The following is a 16,739-nucleotide window of genomic DNA, read 5'->3' on the forward strand; positions in this document are numbered from 1 at the left end:
CCTCCGACCCGGAGGACCGGGCAGGAGGGTGGGCGGAAATGCGAAGGTCAGGCGCCGATCAGACGGGCGGCGAGGTAACCCTCGATCTGGTCGAGGGAGACCCGCTCCTGCTTCATGGTGTCGCGCTCGCGCACGGTCACCGCGTTGTCCTCGAGCGTGTCGAAGTCGACGGTCACGCAGAAGGGAGTACCGATCTCGTCCTGGCGACGGTAGCGGCGGCCGATGGCGCCGGCGTCGTCGAAGTCGATGTTCCAGTTCTGGCGCAGCGCCTGGGCCAGGCCCTTGGCCTTCGGAGACAGCTCGGGGTTGCGGGAGAGCGGGAGCACCGCGACCTTGACCGGCGCGAGGCGGTGGTCGAGGCGGAGCACGACGCGCTTCTCCATCTTGCCCTTGGCGTTGGGCGCCTCGTCCTCGGTGTAGGCGTCGAGGAGGAAGGCCAGCATGGTGCGGCCGACACCGGCGGCGGGCTCGATGACGTAGGGGGTCCAGCGCTCGCCGGCCTCCTGGTCGAAGTAGGAGAGGTCCTGGCCGGACGCCTTGGCGTGAGCACCGAGGTCGTAGTCCGTACGGTTGGCGACACCCTCCAGCTCGCCCCACTCCGAGCCGCCGAACGAGAAGCGGTACTCGATGTCGGCGGTGCGCTTGGAGTAGTGGGAGAGCTTCTCCTTCGGGTGCTCGAACCAGCGCATGTTCTCCTCGCGCAGGCCGAGGTTGGTGTACCAGTTCCAGCGCTGCTGCATCCAGTACTCCTGCCACTCCTCGTCCTCGCCCGGCTTGACGAAGAACTCCATCTCCATCTGCTCGAACTCGCGGGTCCGGAAGATGAAGTTGCCGGGCGTGATCTCGTTGCGGAAGGACTTGCCCATCTGGGCGATGCCGAAGGGCGGCTTACGGCGCGAAGTGGTCTGCACCTGGGCGAAGTTGGTGAAGATGCCCTGGGCGGTCTCGGGACGCAGGTAGGCGACGGAGCCGGAGTCCTGGGTCGGGCCGAGGTGGGTGGAGAGCAGGCCGGAGAACTGCTTGGGCTCGGTGAAGGTGCCCTTGTTGCCGCAGTTGGGGCAGTTGAGGTCGGCCAGGCCGTTCGCCGGGGCGTGACCCTTCTTCTCCTCGTACGCCTCTTCCAGGTGGTCCGCGCGGAACCGCTTGTGACACGAGGTGCACTCGGTCAGCGGGTCCGTGAAGGTGGCGACGTGACCGGAGGCGACCCAGACCTCGGGGGCCAGGATGACGGACGAGTCGATACCGACCACGTCCTCGCGCGACGTCACCATGTAGCGCCACCACTGACGCTTGATGTTCTCCTTGAGCTCGACACCCAGCGGTCCGTAGTCCCAGGCGGCACGCTGTCCGCCGTAGATCTCACTGCAGGGGAAAACGAAGCCACGGCGCTTGCTCAGGCTGACGATGGTGTCGATCTTGTCGGCGGCCACGGTGCTCTCTTCATTACGACGACGGGCGTTGAAGCGAGATGCTTCCAGCGAATGATTCAGGTTACCGGCGCATGCTCCCTCACGGCCAAATCGGCCCCCGCCGACCCCCCTCCCGAAGCCGTCGAAGCCCGCCCGAACCCTTACCAAGCCGACCTGGAGAATCCGCGTCGCCGGTTCCATAGGGTCAGCTTGTTGACAATCGTTTCCAACTTTGTTGAAAATGACTGTCATGAACGTACGACGACGCCTCATATCCGGGTCCGCGATAGCGGCCGTCACCGCGCTGGGGCTGGGGACGCTGTCCGCCTGCTCGGACAGCAGCGCCGCTTCGGGGGACACGGGGAAGTTCGACGTCGTCGCCTCCTTCTATCCGATGGCCTACCTCGCGGAGCGGATCGGCGGGGACCACGTGCACGTGACCACCCTCACCTCGCCGGGCCAGGAGCCGCACGACCTGGAGATCAGCCCGCAGCAGATAGGCGGTCTGGAGCGCTCGGACGCCGTCCTCTACCTGAAGGGCGTCCAGCCGTCGGTGGACAAGGCGGTGGACCAGTCGCCGGTGAAGACGAAGATCGACGCGGCCACGCTGACCACGATGGAGGACCACGGCACCGAGGTCGGCGGCCATGCCGCCGAGCACGAGGACGAGCACGCGGACCACGACCACGAGGGCGAGAACGGCAAGGACCCGCACATCTGGCTCGACCCGGTGCGGTACGCCGAGGTGGCCCAGGGTGTCGGCCGGGCCTTCGAGAAGGCGGACCCGGATCACGCGGCGGACTACAAGAAGAACACCGCGGCCCTGGTGAAGCAGTTGGACGAGCTGAACACCGACTTCAAGGAGGGCCTGGCGCACACGAAGTCCAAGGTCTTCATCACGACCCATGCGGCCTTCGGTTACCTCGCCGAGCGCTACGGCCTCACCGAGGAGGCGATCAGCGGCCTCGACCCGGAGTCCGAGCCGAGCGGGGCCCGGGTGCGGGAGCTCCAGAAGCTGGCCAAGGCGGACGGGGTCTCCACCGTGTTCTACGAGACGCTGGTCAGCGACAAGACCGCGAAGACCGTCGCCGGGGACGCGGGGCTGAAGACCGATGTGCTCGACCCGATCGAGGGCATCACCAAGAAGTCGCGCGGCCAGGACTACCTCGCTGTCCAGCGGGCCAACCTCAAGGCCCTCCAGAGCGCGCTGGGGTCCGAGTGACCGGCCAAGTGACCGGCGCGGAGCGGGAGTCGGCGCCCGTGCTGACCCTGCGGGACGTGCGGGCCGAGCTGGGCGGACGGCCGGTGCTGCGGGGCATCGACCTGAGTGTGCGGCCCGGTGAGGTCGTGGCGCTGCTCGGGGCCAACGGTTCGGGCAAGTCCACGGCCGTGCGGACGGCGATCGGGCAGGTGCCGGCCACCTCCGGTGCGGTCGAGCTGTTCGGGACGCCGTTGCGGTCCTTCCGCCAGTGGGCCCGCGTCGGCTACGTCCCCCAGCGCACCTCCGCCGCTGGTGGCGTACCGGCCACGGTCTCCGAGGTCGTGTCCTCGGGGCGGCTGGCGCGGACCCGCTTCGGGTTCTTCCGCAAGGCGGACCGGGAGGCGGTGGAGCGGGCGCTGGAGCTGGTCGGCATGGCGGACCGGGCCAAGGACTCGGTGACGGCGCTCTCCGGGGGCCAGCACCAGCGGGTGCTGATCGCCCGGGCGCTGGTGTCCGAGCCCGAGCTTTTGATCATGGACGAGCCGATGGCCGGCGTCGACCTCGCCAGCCAGGAGGTGCTGGCCGCGACCCTGCGCGAGCAGGTCGGCGCCGGGGCGACCGTTCTGCTGGTGCTGCACGAACTGGGCCCGCTGGAGCCGCTGATCGACCGCGCGGTGGTGCTGCGGGACGGCTGCGTGCTGCACGACGGGCCGCCGCCGAAGGCCGTCGGCCAGCACGCCCTGCCCGGCCACGACCACGTGCATCCGCACGAGGGCGCCGAACCGATCCGTACGGGACTGCTGAGCTGATGGACTTCCTGAACTACGCCTTCATGCAGCGGGCGCTGCTCGCGGCCGTCCTGGTCGGGATCATCGCCCCGGCGATCGGCATCTACCTCGTGCAGCGCCGCCAGCCGCTGATGGGCGACGGCATCGGGCACGTGGCGATGACCGGCGTCGGCCTCGGCTTCCTGCTGAACTCGTCGCCGGTGTGGATGGCGACCCTCGTCTCCGTGGCGGGGTCGGTGCTGATGGAGCTGATCCGCTGGTACGGCAGGACGCGGGGCGACATAGCGCTCGCCATGCTCTTCTACGGCGGTATGGCGGGCGGGGTGCTCTTCGTCAACCTCGCGCCGGGCGGGTCCAACGCGAACCTCACGTCGTATCTCTTCGGCTCGCTGTCCACGGTGGCGCCGGCCGACGTGACCGCGATCGTCGTGCTCGGCGCGGCCGTGGTCGCGGTGACACTGGGGCTGCGGCGGCAGTTGTTCGCCGTCAGCCAGGACGAGGAGTTCGCGCGGGTCACCGGGCTGCCGGTGCGCGCGCTGAACCTGCTCGTCGCGGTCACCGCGGCGGTCACCGTCACCGTGGCGATGCGTGTGGTCGGCCTGATCCTGGTGTCGGCGCTGATGGTCGTGCCGGTGGCCGCGGCCCAGCAGCTCACCCGCAGCTTCGCGGCGACGTTCGCCATAGCGGTGGCCCTGGGCGTGACGGTGTCCATCGGCGGCACGATCACCTCGTTCTACGAGGACGTCCCCCCGGGCGCGACGATCGTCCTGCTCGTCATCGCCGCGTTCGCTCTCATGACCGTCCTGGCCGCTCCCCTGGCCCGCCGCCGCGCCCGAGCGACCCGGCCCGCCGGGGACCCGGTCGAGTGCGCGATCCCGGCGACCCGGCAGGCGGGGGACGAGGTCGGCGTCTGACCCCGGGTCCCGTCAGACGGACGGGTGCGGACCCCAAGGGTCGACCTCCCGAGGGCCGGGCGGCCGCAAGCCGCCCTCACGTAGCCGTGTCGGCGCCGCCGGTGGGCCCGCACTGGATGCCCCCGACTCACCGCACCCCCCGGCCGGGCGCCGCTCCCGCTACCCGGGCGGCCGGAGGACCCAAGGGGGCTACAGAGCCGACGCCGCGCGACAGGCCCCGGGGCCGCGCCCGGTCCCGGTCCCGCTCCGGCGCATGCTCCCCGCACTCCCGGTCGGCCGGAGGCAAGCCCCGGTGAACCGGACCCACGGGGGCCAGAAAGCCCACCCCGCACGGCAGGGGGGCCGCGCCCGGTCCCACTCCCCGCCCCGGCCGGGCGCATGCTCCCGGCCGGGGCCCGCCGAGGGCGCAACCCGCCCGTCTTGGGCACGGCCCGGGCCCCCCGAACCGCCGCAGGCGCTTTCGCGTCTGACCGCCGGGGGCCGAGGCTGGCACAATGGGCCGGTCAGAGGCGCAGACATGAGGAGGCACCCGGTGACGACCGCTGGACCGCCCGTGAAGGGCCGCGCGACGAAGCAGCGCGCGGCGGTGGCGGCGGCCCTCGACGAGGTCGACGAGTTCCGCAGCGCGCAGGATCTCCACGACATGCTCAAGCACAAGGGCGACTCGGTCGGGCTCACCACCGTCTACCGCACCCTCCAGTCCCTGGCGGAGGCCGGCGAGGTCGACGTGCTGCGCACCTCGGACGGAGAGTCGGTCTACCGCCGCTGCTCGACGGGCGAACACCACCACCACCTGGTCTGCCGCACCTGCGGCAAGGCGGTCGAAGTGGAAGGTCCCGCCGTCGAGAAGTGGGCCGAGGCCATCGCCTCCGAACACGGCTACGTGAACGTCGCCCACACGGTGGAGATCTTCGGCACCTGCGCGGACTGCGCCACCGAGAACATCTGACCTTCCCTGGTCCCCGCCGGACGTGGGACAGACCTGGGGCTGATCCGGAAGACGGGGTATCCCGGTACACCGGCCGGACGCCCCACGGCCCGATCAGGTCGGCCGTGCGGGCCAGGGAGCAAAACGGCTTCCCGGACGGCCTCCCGCCCCAAGTCCATGACCATGTCCAAGCCCATGTCCAAGTCCATGTCCATGGGGCGGGATATCAGCGCCAGCGGTCAACTGCCTTCGGCGCGGCCCTTCATCGCCGCCTCCATCGCCAGCAGCTCCTCGTTCGGCACCGCTCCCCCGAACCGCCGGTCACGCGAGGCGAATTCGACGCACGCGCGCCAGAGGTCACGCCGGTCGAAGTCGGGCCACAGCACGTCCTGGAAGACCATCTCCGCGTAGGCGCTCTGCCAGAGCAGGTAGTTGGAGGTGCGCTGTTCGCCGGAGGGGCGGAGGAAGAGGTCGACGTCGGGCATGTCGGGGTAGTACAGGTACTTCTGGATGGTCTTCTCGGTGACCTTGGCCGGGTCCAGGCGGCCCGCCTTCACGTCCTCGGCGATGGCCTGCGCGGCGTCGGCGATCTCGGCGCGGCCGCCGTAGTTCATGCAGAAGTACAGGGTGAGGAGGTCGTTGTCCTTGGTCTGCTCCTGCGCGACCTGGAGTTCCTTCGCCACCGACTTCCACAGCTTGGGCATGCGCCCGACCCACCGCACCCGGATGCCCAGCGCGTCGAGCTGGTCGCGGGACTTGCGGATGAAGTCGCGGTTGAAGTTCATCAGGAAGCGGACCTCGTCGGGCGACCGCTTCCAGTTCTCGGTGGAGAAGGCGTAGAGCGAGATGTTGCGGACGCCCGCCTCGATCGCCCCCTGGAGCACGTCGAGCACCTGCTCGGCGCCCACCTTGTGCCCCTCGGTACGCGGCAGCCCCCGCTCCTTGGCCCAGCGCCCGTTGCCGTCCATGACGATCGCCACGTGCTCGGGGACCAGCTCACCGGGAAGCTTCGGCGCGCGGGCGCCGGACGGGTGCGGTTCCGGCGCCTGGTACTCCCGGCGCCGGCCCCCCAGAAATCCGCGTACGACCATGCTTCTCGTCTCCTCAGCCGTGCTTGCTGCTTCGCTTACTTCTCTACGTACCGCAGGGAGCGCAGACCCCGTTCCAGGTGCCAGTGCAGGTAGGCGGACACCAGGCCGCTCCCCTCGCGGACGTGCCGCGCCTCGGCCGCGTCCGCGGTCTCCCAGTCTCCCGTAAGGAGGGCGCCCAGCAGCATCAGGGTCTGGGGTGAGGGGACCACGCTGCCCGGCACCCGGCAGTCCACGCACACCGAGCCGCCCGAGGCGACCGAGAAGAACCGGTTCGGCCCCGGCATCCCGCACCGCGCGCAGTCGCCGAAGGTCGGCGCGTAGCCGTTGACCGCGAGCGAGCGCAGCAGGAAGGCGTCCAGGACCAGGTTGGAGGCGTGCTCGCCGCGTGCGAGGGTGCGCAGGCCACCGACCAGGAGCAGGTACTGCTGTACGGCGGGCTCGCCCTCGTGGTCGGTGAACCGTTCGGCCGTCTCCAGCATGGCGGTCCCGGCGGTGTAGCGGGAGTAGTCGGTGACGATGCCGCCGCCGTAGGGGGCGATCGTCTCGCTCTGGGTGCACAGCGGCAGCCCGCGCCCGACCAGCTCGCTGCCCCGCGCGAAGAACTGCACGTCGACGTGGGAGAACGGCTCCAGGCGGGCGCCGAACTTCGACTTCGTGCGCCGTACCCCGCGCGCCACGGCCCGCACCCGGCCGTGGCCGCGGGTCAGCAGGGTGATGATCCGGTCCGCCTCGCCCAGCTTCTGGGTGCGCAGCACGATGCCGTCGTCGCGGAACAGACTCATGCCGTCCATTCTCGCCCACGCCCGGCGCGGCGAAGGCGTCCCTCCGGTTATCCGCCCCCGGCTGTGACCGGCCCCACGCCCGGCTCTACGATCCGGCTGGACGTGACGCAGGTGTGCGCACGGAGCCGCCGGTGGCGGCAAGGGGAGAGGCTGGACATGAGAACAGAGGCAGGCGGCGCGCGGGCGCCGCGGGGGAGACGGGCCGGGATATGGCTCGCCGCCGGGACCGTGCTGGTGGCGGGGACGGGCGCGGTCGTCGCCCTCCGCGCCACCTCGGACGACGGCACGGCGGCGGAGGGTCCGCAGGTGGTGCACACCTCGGTGGCGTCGCTGGACCTGACCGGTTCGTCGGGTGAGCGCGCGCTCGCGGCCCGCTCGACCAAGGCGTTCCGGATGCTGGCGGTGAGCTGGCAGGACCCGAGCGTGCGTCTCGACGGGACGGTACGGGTGCGTACCCGGTCCTCGGCGACCGGCAAGTGGTCCGACTGGCAGGCGCTGGGCGCCGGGGACGCGCAGCCCGACCCCGCCGAGCGCGACCGGGCCGGAGTGCGCGGCGGCACCGCCCCGCTGTGGGCCGGACCCTCCGACGGTGTGCAGGTGAAGGCGGACGGCAAGGCGCTGCCGAAGGGTCTGACCGTCGACCTGGTGGACCCCGGCGAGGGCGGCTCCACCACCCCCGCGATGGACCCGGCCGCCTACGCGATGCCCGGCGACGGCGAGGAGACCCCGACCGACCAGCCGACCGACCCCGCGACGACCTCCGTCCCGGAGCAGACTCCCTCGGACGACCCGGCGCAGACCACGCCCGTGCCCACCGACTCCGCCACGGAGACGCCGGCCGAGACCACACCCCCGCCCACCCCGACCGCCGAGCCCTCGCAGAGCCAGAGCTCCGACGCCGGGACGACCGCTCCCGCCTCACCCACCGCGCCCACCTCGACGGCGCCGCCGACCAGCGCGTCGCCCACCGCGCCGGGCTACCTGCCCTCGCTGGCGGCCGCGTACCCCTCGTGCGCGAGCGCCTCGGCGGTGCCGCACACGGTGCCGAGCCCGCTGCCCGCGCAGCCTCCGGCGACGAAGGTGCCCGCTCCCCCGTTCGTCACGCGGGCGGGCTGGGGCGCGGACGAGTGCGCCCGCGACACCGGTTACCCGGACTACGGCCACACCGTGAAGGCGGTGTTCGTCCACCACACCGACACCACCAACGCCTACTCCTGCGCCGACTCGCCCTCGATCGTGCGCAGCCTGTACGCGCTGCACCTGCACCAGGGCTGGCGCGACCTGGGCTACAACTTCCTGGTCGACAAGTGCGGCACGATCTTCGAGGGACGCTTCGGCGGCGCCGCGATGCCGGTGATCGGCGCGCAGACCTACGGGTTCAACACGGACTCGATGGGCATCGCCGCGATCGGCACGTACACCGACCTCAGCGGCGGTGACTCCACGGCGAGCACCATCGTGGGTGCGACGCCGAGCCAGGCCATGGTGACCGCGATCTCCCGGATCGCGGCGTGGAAGCTCGGCATGTCGGGCGTCAGCCCCACCGGGACCAGCTCCCTGACCGAGGGCGCCAAGGACAGCTACGGCTTCACGTTCGGCAACTCGTACACCCTGAACGCCGTCTCCGGGCACCGCAACGGGTACGCCACCGACTGCCCCGGCAACCAGCTCTACGCCAAGCTCGCCACCATCCGCTCCTACGCGGCCGGTCCCCCGGCCGGGGTCGGGGTCACCAGCGTGGACTCCGCGTCGGGCGCGGTGCGTTCGAGCACCGGGTACGTCACCGGCACCACGGCGACCGTGCGCTGGTCCACGTCCACGCCGGCCTCGCTGCTCTCGGCCGCGGAGGTCCTCGTGGACGGCACCTCCGTCGTCAAGGTCGCGGGCACCGCCACGTCGGCCCCGGTCAAGCTGACCTCGGGCCGTCACTCGGTCCAGGTGCGGGCGACCCACGTCTCCGGCAAGACCACCACCTCGGCCGCCGTCACGGTGACCGCCGACACCACGCGGCCCACCTACCCGACCGCGCCGACCGCGCAGTTGGGCAAGGGCACGGTCAACACGGCGGGCATCCCGGTGACGGTGACCTGGAAGGCGGCCGACGACACCGGGCTGCGCTCCCAGGCCGCGACCTCGCCGACCGCCAAGACCCTGACGGCCACCTCCACGAGCTGGTCCACGACGGCCAAGTCGGCGACGGCGACCAAGTTCGGCCTCACCGCCACCGACCTGGCCGGCAACACGGCGACCGCCTCGGTCACCCGGACCGCCACCCTGCTCCAGGAGAGTTCCGCCAAGGCCACCGGCACCTGGACCAAGCGGTCCAGCAGCAGCTACCTGGGCGGCTACTCCGCCAGCTCCGGTACCGCCAACGCCTCGCTGACCTGGACCTTCAACGGCCGTTCGGTCGCGTGGATCGCCTCGCGCGCGAGCACCTCCGGCGCGGTCAAGATCTACGTCGACGGCACCTACCAGGCCACCGTCGACCTCAAGTCCGCCACCACGGCCTACCGCCAGGCGATGTGGACCAGGACCTGGAGCAGCGCGGCCCAGCACACCCTGAAGATCGTGGTCGTCGGCACGTCGGGTCGTCCGACGGTCACGACGGACGGCATCGCGGTCCTCAACTGACCTGATCCCTCGGGCAAGCGGCCTTCTCCGGACTCCGGTCCAGGGGGAGGCCGCTTTGCCTTGTGCGGGGCATCCCCCGTCACGGCACCTCGCCTCTGCTGCGGGCGTTCGCGTACGCCGTCGCCGCGCTGATCCGCTCCGCGGGCGTCGCCGCCCGCACCCGGTCCGGCGGCACGTCCCACTCCCGGCCGCCGCCCAGTGGTCTGAGCTGCACGTACGGTCCCTGGTGTCCCATGACCACCCCCACCTTGTTCGTCCCGGTGTCCCACGCGTACGAGCCCAGCGGCGGTCGCACCGCGTTCATCGCAGCGCCGCTACGAGCTGCGCGGCCGTCTGCACCGAGCACCGCCCCAGCTCCACCAGCGGGATCGGGGCCTCGCAGGCCAGCGAGACGGGATCCAGCCCGAGCGAAGGCAACTTGATCCCGACCTTCTCCAATGCGGTCCGCAATTCCTCGAGGGTTCGCTCCGCTTCCTCGACCCGGTCCGCTGAATCCTGTGTGTTCACTGTCCGCATCACTTCCCTTCCGTCACGTTCTTCACGCTTCGTGTCCCCACGGTGACGCTCCAGAACTAGACTCGGAAGGGGCCTGAGCCCTACAAGCACGTGGCAGCACAAGGGGGTTGGCCGTGGCCAACGGTTCACGTCAGGCGGTCTGGGAGTTCTTCGGCACCGAGCTGAAGCGTCGCCGCGAGGAGGCGGGGCTCACTCAAACGGAGTTGGGGGCGAAGGTTTTCGTCTCCGGCGGGTACATCGGGCAGTTCGAGCAGGCGATCAGGAAGCCGCAGTTGGATGTGGCCCAGCGGATCGACGAGGTGCTGCAAACCGACGGTATTTTCGAGCGGCTGTGCAGGAAGCTGATCGATGATCCGAGGTATGCGGATTACTTCGCGGGCGTTGTCGACCTGGAGCAGTTGGCGACAACGATCTGCGAGTTCGAGCCGACCGTCGTGCCGGGGCTTCTCCAGACGCCCGGTTACGCACGAGCCCTGATCCTGGCGACGCATCCCTTTGCCACCGATGAGTTCATCGCCGAGAGAGTGACCGCCCGAGTGGAGCGCTCGGCCATCCTCAAGGACGCTGCACGCCCCAGGTATTGGGCGATCGTCCACGAGGGCGCGCTCCGCACCGCCGTCGGTGGGGCAACGGTCGCCGCGGAGGCGCTGGACCACTTGGCAGAGCTGTCCCGGCAGCGAAGGGTGCTGTTGCAGGTCTTCCCGTTCAAGACGGGAGCCCCCGCCAACAACGGCTCATTGCGGCTCATGGAGTTCAACGACGCGCCGCCCGTCGCCTATACAGAGACCTCGTTTTCGGGGACCTTGGTCGACGACCCGGCCGTGGTGAAGAGGGCACAGGGCGCATACGATCTGCTCAGGGGCGCTGCGCTGTCGCCGGAGATGTCCCTGGACCTGATCGAATCGGCGGCTGAGGACCACAGACGATGCGCGAGTTCGACCTGACCAACGCCCGCTGGCACAAGAGCAGCTACAGCAACGGCGACGGCGGCAACTGCGTCGAGGTAGCCACCGAAGTCCCCGGCGCTGTCCCCGTACGTGACAGCAAGGTCAAGGACGGCGCCGTACTCCTCATCGCCCCCACCGCGTGGGCCCACTTCATCGACTCGGCCCGAGCGGAGAACTCCCGATGCGCGAGCACGAGCTGACCAACGTCCGCTGGCGCAAGAGCAGCTACAGCAACGGTGAGGGCGGCAACTGCATAGAAGTCGCCGAAGGAGTCCTCGCACGGGACAGCAAGGTCAAAGACAGCCCCGTACTCCTCCTCAGCAACTCCGCCTGGGCCGACTTCCTTGACAGCATCCGGCGCTGACATCCGCACCGCACGGCTCGACCTGCTGCCCCTGCGGGTCGAGCACGCCGGGGAGATGGCCGGGGTACTGGCCGACCCCGCCCTGCACCACTTCACCGGCGGGACCCCGTACACCCCGGACGCGCTCACCACCCGGTACCGCCGACTCGTCGCCGGCTCGCCCGACCCCGAGGTGACCTGGCTGAACTGGGTGCTCCTGCTGCGCGAGGACTCCCGCCTGACCGGCACCGTCCAAGCGACGCTCAGCGCAGCGAACGGTACGGCTGAGATCGCGTGGGTGGTGGGCACCCCCTGGCAGGGGCGGGGCATCGCCAAGGAGGCGGCCGTGGCGCTGGTCGCGTGGCTCACCGCGTACCCGGTGCGGAGCATCACCGCCCACATCCACCCCGACCACCACGCCTCGGCGGCCGTGGCGAGGGCGGCGGGCCTCGCCCCCACCCCGGAGCGCCAGGACGGCGAGGTCCGCTGGGAGTGCCCTGGTCCTACGGCCCCCGGCAGGTGACGGAGCGGGCCACATCCTCAGACGAGGGGGTCACTCAGTTCGATCGCCCGGAGCGCCGCCGCGAAGGCATGCTCGTCGCCCACGTCCAGTGCCGTGTCCGTCAGTTTGATGACGTGCTCGTCTCCGTGGGCCAGGGCTCGCTCGGAGAGCTCCTCGGGGGCGAGGGGGCCCGGCGGGGCACAGGGAAGGGGCTCGTCGGGGGCGTACATCGCCGTGACCGCCGCCGAGGCCGTCCAGGCGGCGCGCATGCTCGGGACCCACAGGTCCTTCGGGAGCGCGGGCAGGGTGCGCAGCACGGCGTTGGGGGCCGTCGCCGCGTGCACCAGCATCGTGGGCTCGCCGTGGGCGTGGGTCGCGTAGCGGTGGGTGGCGGCGCGTACCAGTTCGGTGAGGCGGCGGTGGGCCTCCTCCGGGGCGGAGACGTCCGCCGCCCAGACGGGCAGGCCCGTCACGCGGTCCAGCCGGGCGGGGAAACCGCCGTCCCGTACGGCGATGGGGCGTACCGCGTCCAGCGCTTCGGCGGCACCCTCCGCACCGGGCAGCGGGGTGAGGCCGGTGACGGGCCGGTGCCGAGCGGCCCAGTAACCCAGCCCGTGCGCGAGCTCGTTCACCCGTGGTCCGGTCTCGGCCGCCAGTAGCGTCCGCACCGCGTGCCCCACCCGGATCACCGGATGCGCGGACCCCCCGTACAGGCCGGGCAGCAACCTTGGCCACCACTCCGCGAGTACCTCACGCCATCCCCGCTCCCCCGTCTCCCCCTGGAAGTACCCGATCCAGTCGGCGACTCTCCGCGCATCCCCCAGCGCGGACGCCCAGTTGGCGTCGGTCACCCGCTCCACCCCGGCCGGGAACTCCTCCAGCTTCCCCGCGTACCGGCCCACCCACCGGTGTACGCCCGCCCCCTGCCCCCGCGCGACCAGTGCCTCCACGGCCATCGGCGCATGGTTGGTGAGCCGGCCCCTCCGCTCCGGCCCCGCCCCGTGCAACCGCTCCAACGCCTCGTCCAGTACCCCGGTGTCGTCCATGCCGAGGACGGTAGAGCGGGGCACGGGAGCCGCGTAACGGCCGGAAGTCCTAGGCCGGGACCTAGGTCAGGGGCGCCCGAAGAACAGGCTGCCCGGCGCGTCGGGGTCGCTGGAGAAGTAGTACTCGCGCATCGCGCGGATGAACTCCTGGCGGGAGATCGCACCGTCGCCGTCGGTGTCCAGCCTGGCGAACGAGTCCATCGCGTCCGGCGCCTCGCTGCGCCACACGTCCCGCAGGAAGCGGGCGAAGTCGTTCTTGCTGATCTCGTTGTCACCGTCCACGTCGATGACATCGAAGATCGCGTGCGCGTTGCCCTCCGCCACGTTGACCCGGCTGGTGTCGACGGCCGCGAGCCGGTTGGCCGTGACGAACTGCTCCTTCGTCAGCCGGTCCGTGTCCGCCCCCGAGTGCCGCAGCAGCTCCAGCCAGGACATCTGGGTGAACGCCATGATGGCGTGGGCCCGCCGGTCGTCCTTGTCGAGCGCGTACGCCTTGATGTAGCGGTCGCCGAGCTGCTGGTAGTCCGACCAGTCCAGGTAGCCGTCCTTGTTGCCGTCGTAGGCGTCGAACGCGCGCTCAAGCCTGACGGAAATGATGTCCTGCGCGGTGGTGGTCATGGTTCCAAGTCCTCCGTGATCTCGCGGTGATGACACCTCCAGGATGCGGAGAAACTCCCCTCAGGCATAGCAAAGTCCGCATATGCCACCCGATTTAGTGATCACTGGTGCGCTCACTCATCGAGAGTCCGGGGTCAGGTCGAGGTCTGTCGAGGCCGGCGGAGTCGGCGCCTCTCGGCGATGTCGCCCAAGGGGGCCCGCGCGTCACGTCTCTCCTGGTCAGGACGGCATGCGGGCCGCGGCGAGGACCCGTTCGACCACCTCGGCGGGGAGCAGCAGGGCCTCGCCCACCGTGGTGAGGGCGGTGTGTTCGGCGGGGGTGTAGGGGCCGTCCGCGAGGGCGATGAGGGCGGCGTCCAGGAGCAGGGACTCGCGGCCGGGGGCGGCGAGGTGAGGGGCGAGGGCGGTCAGGGGGGTGCGGGGATCGCCGCCGTCGAGGGTCATGGCGAGACGTTCCGCCGCCTCCTCCTCGCAGCCCGCCGCGCGGACGGTCTCGGCTGCCGTCTCCAGCGCGGCCCGCGACCCGGTGCCCCCGGCGGCCAGCACGGAGACGGCGACGGCGTGGACGGCGTCGCGGAGCAGGACGGAGAGGCGGCGGGTGGTGGGGTGGTCCAGGGTCTCCACGCCGAAGCGGTGCAGACAGGAGGCGCACTCCACTACCGGCCCGGTCGTCCCGCGCGCCAGCACGGGCACCCCGAGCACGGTGAGGCGCGTACGGCCGGCGAGGCGCTGGTAGTTGCGGTCGCCGCCGCAGCCGGGGCAGAAGAACTCCCCGTCGCCCTGGGGCGTCCAGGCGGTGCGGGAGCCCAGGATGCGCCGGACGAACCAGGTGGCTCGGCCGTCTCGTCCCCGTACTGGCAGCACGTCGCACCTCCGCACGTCACCACGCGGCCACGTCGCCGCGCTGGCGTGATGTTAGCCACATCACGGAGCCCGAGTCAGCCCTACGGACGAGACCGGTCCGTGACCTGCGGCGTTCCCTGGCCGGAAGACGACGGTGCCCCGGCCGCCTGGTTCAGCGGCCGGGGCACCGAAGCGCCGGGTCGGGGCGGGGTCAGCGGGTCGCGCGGTTCACCGCGGAGACGACCGCCTTCAGCGACGCACGTGTCGTGTTCGCGTCGATGCCGATGCCCCACAGCACCTTGTCGCCGACCGCGCACTCGATGTAGGAGGCGGCCTGCGCGGACGCGCCCTCGCTCATCGTGTGCTCCTGGTAGTCCAGCAGGCGTACGTCCACGCCGACCGACTGCAGCGCGTCGAAGAACGCCGAGATCGGGCCGTTGCCGCTACCGGTCAGCACGGTGTCCACACCGTCCACCGTCGCCTCCACGGTCAGCGTGTCCACGCCGTCCGTGTCGGTGGTCGACTGGCCGGTACGGACCTGGATGCGGCCCCACGGGTTCTGCGGGTTCGGCAGGTACTCGTCCTGGAACGCGGCCCAGATGTCGCGCGGGGTGATCTCGCCGCCCTCGGCGTCCGTCTTGGCCTGGATGATCTTCGAGAACTCGATCTGCATCCGGCGCGGCAGTTCCAGCTTGTGGTCGTTCTTCAGGACGTACGACACACCGCCCTTGCCGGACTGCGAGTTGACCCGGATCACGGCCTCGTAGGAGCGGCCGACGTCCTTGGGGTCGATGGGCAGGTACGGCACCGCCCACTCCAGCTCGCCCACGCCGACACCCCGCGCCGCCGCGTCCGCCTCCATCGCGTCGAAGCCCTTCTTGATGGCGTCCTGGTGGGAGCCGGAGAAGGACGTGTAGACCAGGTCGCCCACGTAGGGGTGGCGCGGGTGGACCTCCATCTGGTTGCAGTACTCCCACGTACGACGGATCTCGTCGATGTCGGAGAAGTCGATCTGCGGGTCGACGCCCTGCGAGAACAGGTTCATGCCCAGGGTGACCAGGTCGACGTTGCCGGTGCGCTCGCCCTGCCCGAACAGGCAGCCCTCGACGCGGTCGGCGCCGGCCATCAGCGCCAGCTCGGCGGCGGCGACGGCGGTGCCCCGGTCGTTGTGCGGGTGCACGGACAGGACGACGTGCTCACGGCGGGAGAGGTTGCGGTGCATCCACTCGAACCGGTCGGCGTGCGTGGACGGGGTCGAACGCTCCACCGTGGCAGGCAGGTTGAGGATGATCTCGCGGCCCGGACCGGGCTGGTAGACGTCCATCACCGCCTCGCAGACCTCCAGGGCGAAGTCCAGCTCGGTATCGGTGAAGATCTCCGGGCTGTACTGGTAGCCGAACGTCGTACCGTCAGCCTCGGGGCCCAGCAGCTTCTCCGCGTACTCCACGACCAGGCGGGTGCCGTCGACGGCGATCTGCTTGATGTCCTCCTTGGAGCCCCGGAAGACCACCCGGCGGAAGACGGGCGCGGTGGCGTTGTACAGGTGGACGGTGGCGCGGCGGGCGCCCTTCAGGGACTCCACGGTCCGCTCGATCAGGTCCTCGCGGGCCTGGGTGAGGACGGAGATCGTCACGTCCTCGGGGATCGCGCCCTCTTCCTCGATGATGGAGCGTACGAAGTCGAAGTCGGTCTGGCCGGAGGCGGGGAAGCCGACCTCGATCTCCTTGTAGCCCATCTTGACCAGTTGGTCGAACATCCGGCGCTTGCGCTCGGGCGACATCGGGTCGATCAGGGCCTGGTTGCCGTCGCGCAGGTCGGTGGAGAGCCAGCGGGGGGCTGCGGTGACGCGCTTGCCGGGCCAGGTGCGGTCGGGGATGTCGACCTGCTCGTACTGGCCGTAGCGCTGGAACGGCATCGGGCTGGGCTGCTGGCGGTTCGCCATGATCGCGTGGGCTCCTCGGAAAGTCCTTGGGACGGCCGACGACGCAACGCCAAAAGCACCGCGGGGAGGGAGTCGGCCTTGCTTACAGACCCTCGCCGCGGCAGCTAAGGAGAAGCAGCCCGAAACGCATGATGCTGTGCAGCCTAGCCGAGGCCCGCCGGGCACGCGGGGGCGTATCAGCATGCGGAACCGGAATGGGTGACGCGGGACCTTGTCGAGGGGTCCATACCACTCAGTG

General features: G+C 70.8%; 18 protein-coding genes. 9 read left to right on the plus strand and 9 right to left on the minus strand.

Translation table 11 applies throughout. From position 1 onward, the window contains the following. Nucleotides 1–47: 47 nt before the first annotated feature. Nucleotides 48–1,430: a glycine--tRNA ligase gene (locus tag ACZ3HQ_RS18340; protein WP_086692524.1), complete on the minus strand. Its 1,383-nt coding sequence runs from the start codon at nucleotides 1,428–1,430 to the stop codon at nucleotides 48–50. Nucleotides 1,431–1,659: 229 nt separating this feature from the next. Between ACZ3HQ_RS18340 and ACZ3HQ_RS18345 the strand changes: the two genes are divergently transcribed. From ACZ3HQ_RS18345 to ACZ3HQ_RS18360, 4 genes are all read left to right on the plus strand, one after another. Next, nucleotides 1,660–2,631 carry a metal ABC transporter substrate-binding protein gene (locus ACZ3HQ_RS18345; RefSeq protein WP_467512119.1) on the plus strand — a complete coding sequence of 324 codons (972 nt, stop codon included), beginning with the start codon at nucleotides 1,660–1,662 and terminating at the stop codon, nucleotides 2,629–2,631. Continuing rightward, nucleotides 2,628–3,419 (plus strand): metal ABC transporter ATP-binding protein, encoded by a 792-nt coding sequence (locus tag ACZ3HQ_RS18350; RefSeq protein ID WP_467512121.1) that lies wholly within the window; start codon nucleotides 2,628–2,630, stop codon nucleotides 3,417–3,419. The genes ACZ3HQ_RS18345 and ACZ3HQ_RS18350 overlap by 4 nt, the downstream gene beginning before the upstream one ends. Then, a complete protein-coding gene (locus tag ACZ3HQ_RS18355; RefSeq protein ID WP_467512123.1) occupies nucleotides 3,419–4,312 on the plus strand; it encodes a metal ABC transporter permease in 894 nt (297 codons plus the stop codon). Before ACZ3HQ_RS18350 ends, ACZ3HQ_RS18355 begins: the two co-directional genes overlap by 1 nt. Before the next feature lie 532 nt (nucleotides 4,313–4,844). Then, nucleotides 4,845–5,261, plus strand: a complete 417-nt coding sequence (locus ACZ3HQ_RS18360) for a Fur family transcriptional regulator (RefSeq protein ID WP_467512125.1) — start codon at nucleotides 4,845–4,847, stop codon at nucleotides 5,259–5,261. Between the two features lie 218 nt (nucleotides 5,262–5,479). On the opposite strand, the gene ACZ3HQ_RS18365 is transcribed toward ACZ3HQ_RS18360, so the two are convergent. Both ACZ3HQ_RS18365 and recO read right to left on the minus strand, forming a co-directional pair. Continuing rightward, entirely contained in the window at nucleotides 5,480–6,331 is an 852-nt protein-coding gene (locus ACZ3HQ_RS18365) for an isoprenyl transferase (protein ID WP_030814774.1), read from the minus strand. Between the two features lie 35 nt (nucleotides 6,332–6,366). Next, nucleotides 6,367–7,113, minus strand: a complete 747-nt coding sequence (gene recO / locus ACZ3HQ_RS18370; protein ID WP_030814776.1) for a DNA repair protein RecO — start codon at nucleotides 7,111–7,113, stop codon at nucleotides 6,367–6,369. 156 nt (nucleotides 7,114–7,269) lie between these two features. On the opposite strand from recO, the gene ACZ3HQ_RS18375 reads away from it, so the two are divergent. Continuing rightward, nucleotides 7,270–9,744, plus strand: a complete 2,475-nt coding sequence (locus ACZ3HQ_RS18375; RefSeq protein WP_467512128.1) for a peptidoglycan recognition protein family protein — start codon at nucleotides 7,270–7,272, stop codon at nucleotides 9,742–9,744. Between the two features lie 79 nt (nucleotides 9,745–9,823). On the opposite strand, the gene ACZ3HQ_RS18380 is transcribed toward ACZ3HQ_RS18375, so the two are convergent. Both ACZ3HQ_RS18380 and ACZ3HQ_RS18385 read right to left on the minus strand, forming a co-directional pair. Further along, nucleotides 9,824–10,039, minus strand: a complete 216-nt coding sequence (locus tag ACZ3HQ_RS18380) for a hypothetical protein (protein WP_467512804.1) — start codon at nucleotides 10,037–10,039, stop codon at nucleotides 9,824–9,826. Between the two features lie 5 nt (nucleotides 10,040–10,044). Beyond that, on the minus strand, nucleotides 10,045–10,260 hold the full coding sequence (locus ACZ3HQ_RS18385; RefSeq protein WP_467512130.1) for a hypothetical protein: 216 nt from the start codon (nucleotides 10,258–10,260) through the stop codon (nucleotides 10,045–10,047). A gap of 113 nt (nucleotides 10,261–10,373) precedes the next feature. Between ACZ3HQ_RS18385 and ACZ3HQ_RS18390 the strand changes: the two genes are divergently transcribed. The 4 genes from ACZ3HQ_RS18390 to ACZ3HQ_RS18405 are packed head-to-tail and all read left to right on the plus strand — an operon-like array spanning nucleotide 10,374 to nucleotide 12,073. Beyond that, entirely contained in the window at nucleotides 10,374–11,204 is an 831-nt protein-coding gene (locus tag ACZ3HQ_RS18390; protein WP_467512132.1) for a helix-turn-helix domain-containing protein, read from the plus strand. Continuing rightward, entirely contained in the window at nucleotides 11,186–11,407 is a 222-nt protein-coding gene (locus ACZ3HQ_RS18395; protein ID WP_467512134.1) for a DUF397 domain-containing protein, read from the plus strand. Before ACZ3HQ_RS18390 ends, ACZ3HQ_RS18395 begins: the two co-directional genes overlap by 19 nt. Continuing rightward, the gene (locus ACZ3HQ_RS18400) at nucleotides 11,389–11,571 is read left to right on the plus strand and encodes a DUF397 domain-containing protein (protein WP_467512136.1); all 183 of its coding nucleotides are present in this window, start codon (nucleotides 11,389–11,391) and stop codon (nucleotides 11,569–11,571) included. Before ACZ3HQ_RS18395 ends, ACZ3HQ_RS18400 begins: the two co-directional genes overlap by 19 nt. After that, the gene (locus ACZ3HQ_RS18405) at nucleotides 11,552–12,073 is read left to right on the plus strand and encodes a GNAT family N-acetyltransferase (RefSeq protein ID WP_467512138.1); all 522 of its coding nucleotides are present in this window, start codon (nucleotides 11,552–11,554) and stop codon (nucleotides 12,071–12,073) included. Before ACZ3HQ_RS18400 ends, ACZ3HQ_RS18405 begins: the two co-directional genes overlap by 20 nt. Before the next feature lie 17 nt (nucleotides 12,074–12,090). On the opposite strand, the gene ACZ3HQ_RS18410 is transcribed toward ACZ3HQ_RS18405, so the two are convergent. The 4 genes from ACZ3HQ_RS18410 to leuA all read right to left on the minus strand — a co-directional run bounded on the left by ACZ3HQ_RS18410 (nucleotide 12,091) and on the right by leuA (nucleotide 16,501). Further along, on the minus strand, nucleotides 12,091–13,098 hold the full coding sequence (locus tag ACZ3HQ_RS18410) for a questin oxidase family protein (protein WP_467512140.1): 1,008 nt from the start codon (nucleotides 13,096–13,098) through the stop codon (nucleotides 12,091–12,093). A 66-nt stretch (nucleotides 13,099–13,164) separates the two neighbouring features. Beyond that, nucleotides 13,165–13,716, minus strand: a complete 552-nt coding sequence (locus tag ACZ3HQ_RS18415; RefSeq protein ID WP_467512142.1) for an EF-hand domain-containing protein — start codon at nucleotides 13,714–13,716, stop codon at nucleotides 13,165–13,167. A gap of 219 nt (nucleotides 13,717–13,935) precedes the next feature. After that, the gene (locus tag ACZ3HQ_RS18420) at nucleotides 13,936–14,580 is read right to left on the minus strand and encodes a TerB family tellurite resistance protein (RefSeq protein WP_467512144.1); all 645 of its coding nucleotides are present in this window, start codon (nucleotides 14,578–14,580) and stop codon (nucleotides 13,936–13,938) included. A gap of 190 nt (nucleotides 14,581–14,770) precedes the next feature. After that, a complete protein-coding gene (leuA, locus tag ACZ3HQ_RS18425) occupies nucleotides 14,771–16,501 on the minus strand; it encodes a 2-isopropylmalate synthase (RefSeq protein ID WP_467512146.1) in 1,731 nt (576 codons plus the stop codon). Nucleotides 16,502–16,739: the final 238 nt, after the last annotated feature.

This window comes from Streptomyces sp. NPDC018263 (assembly GCF_055562575.1).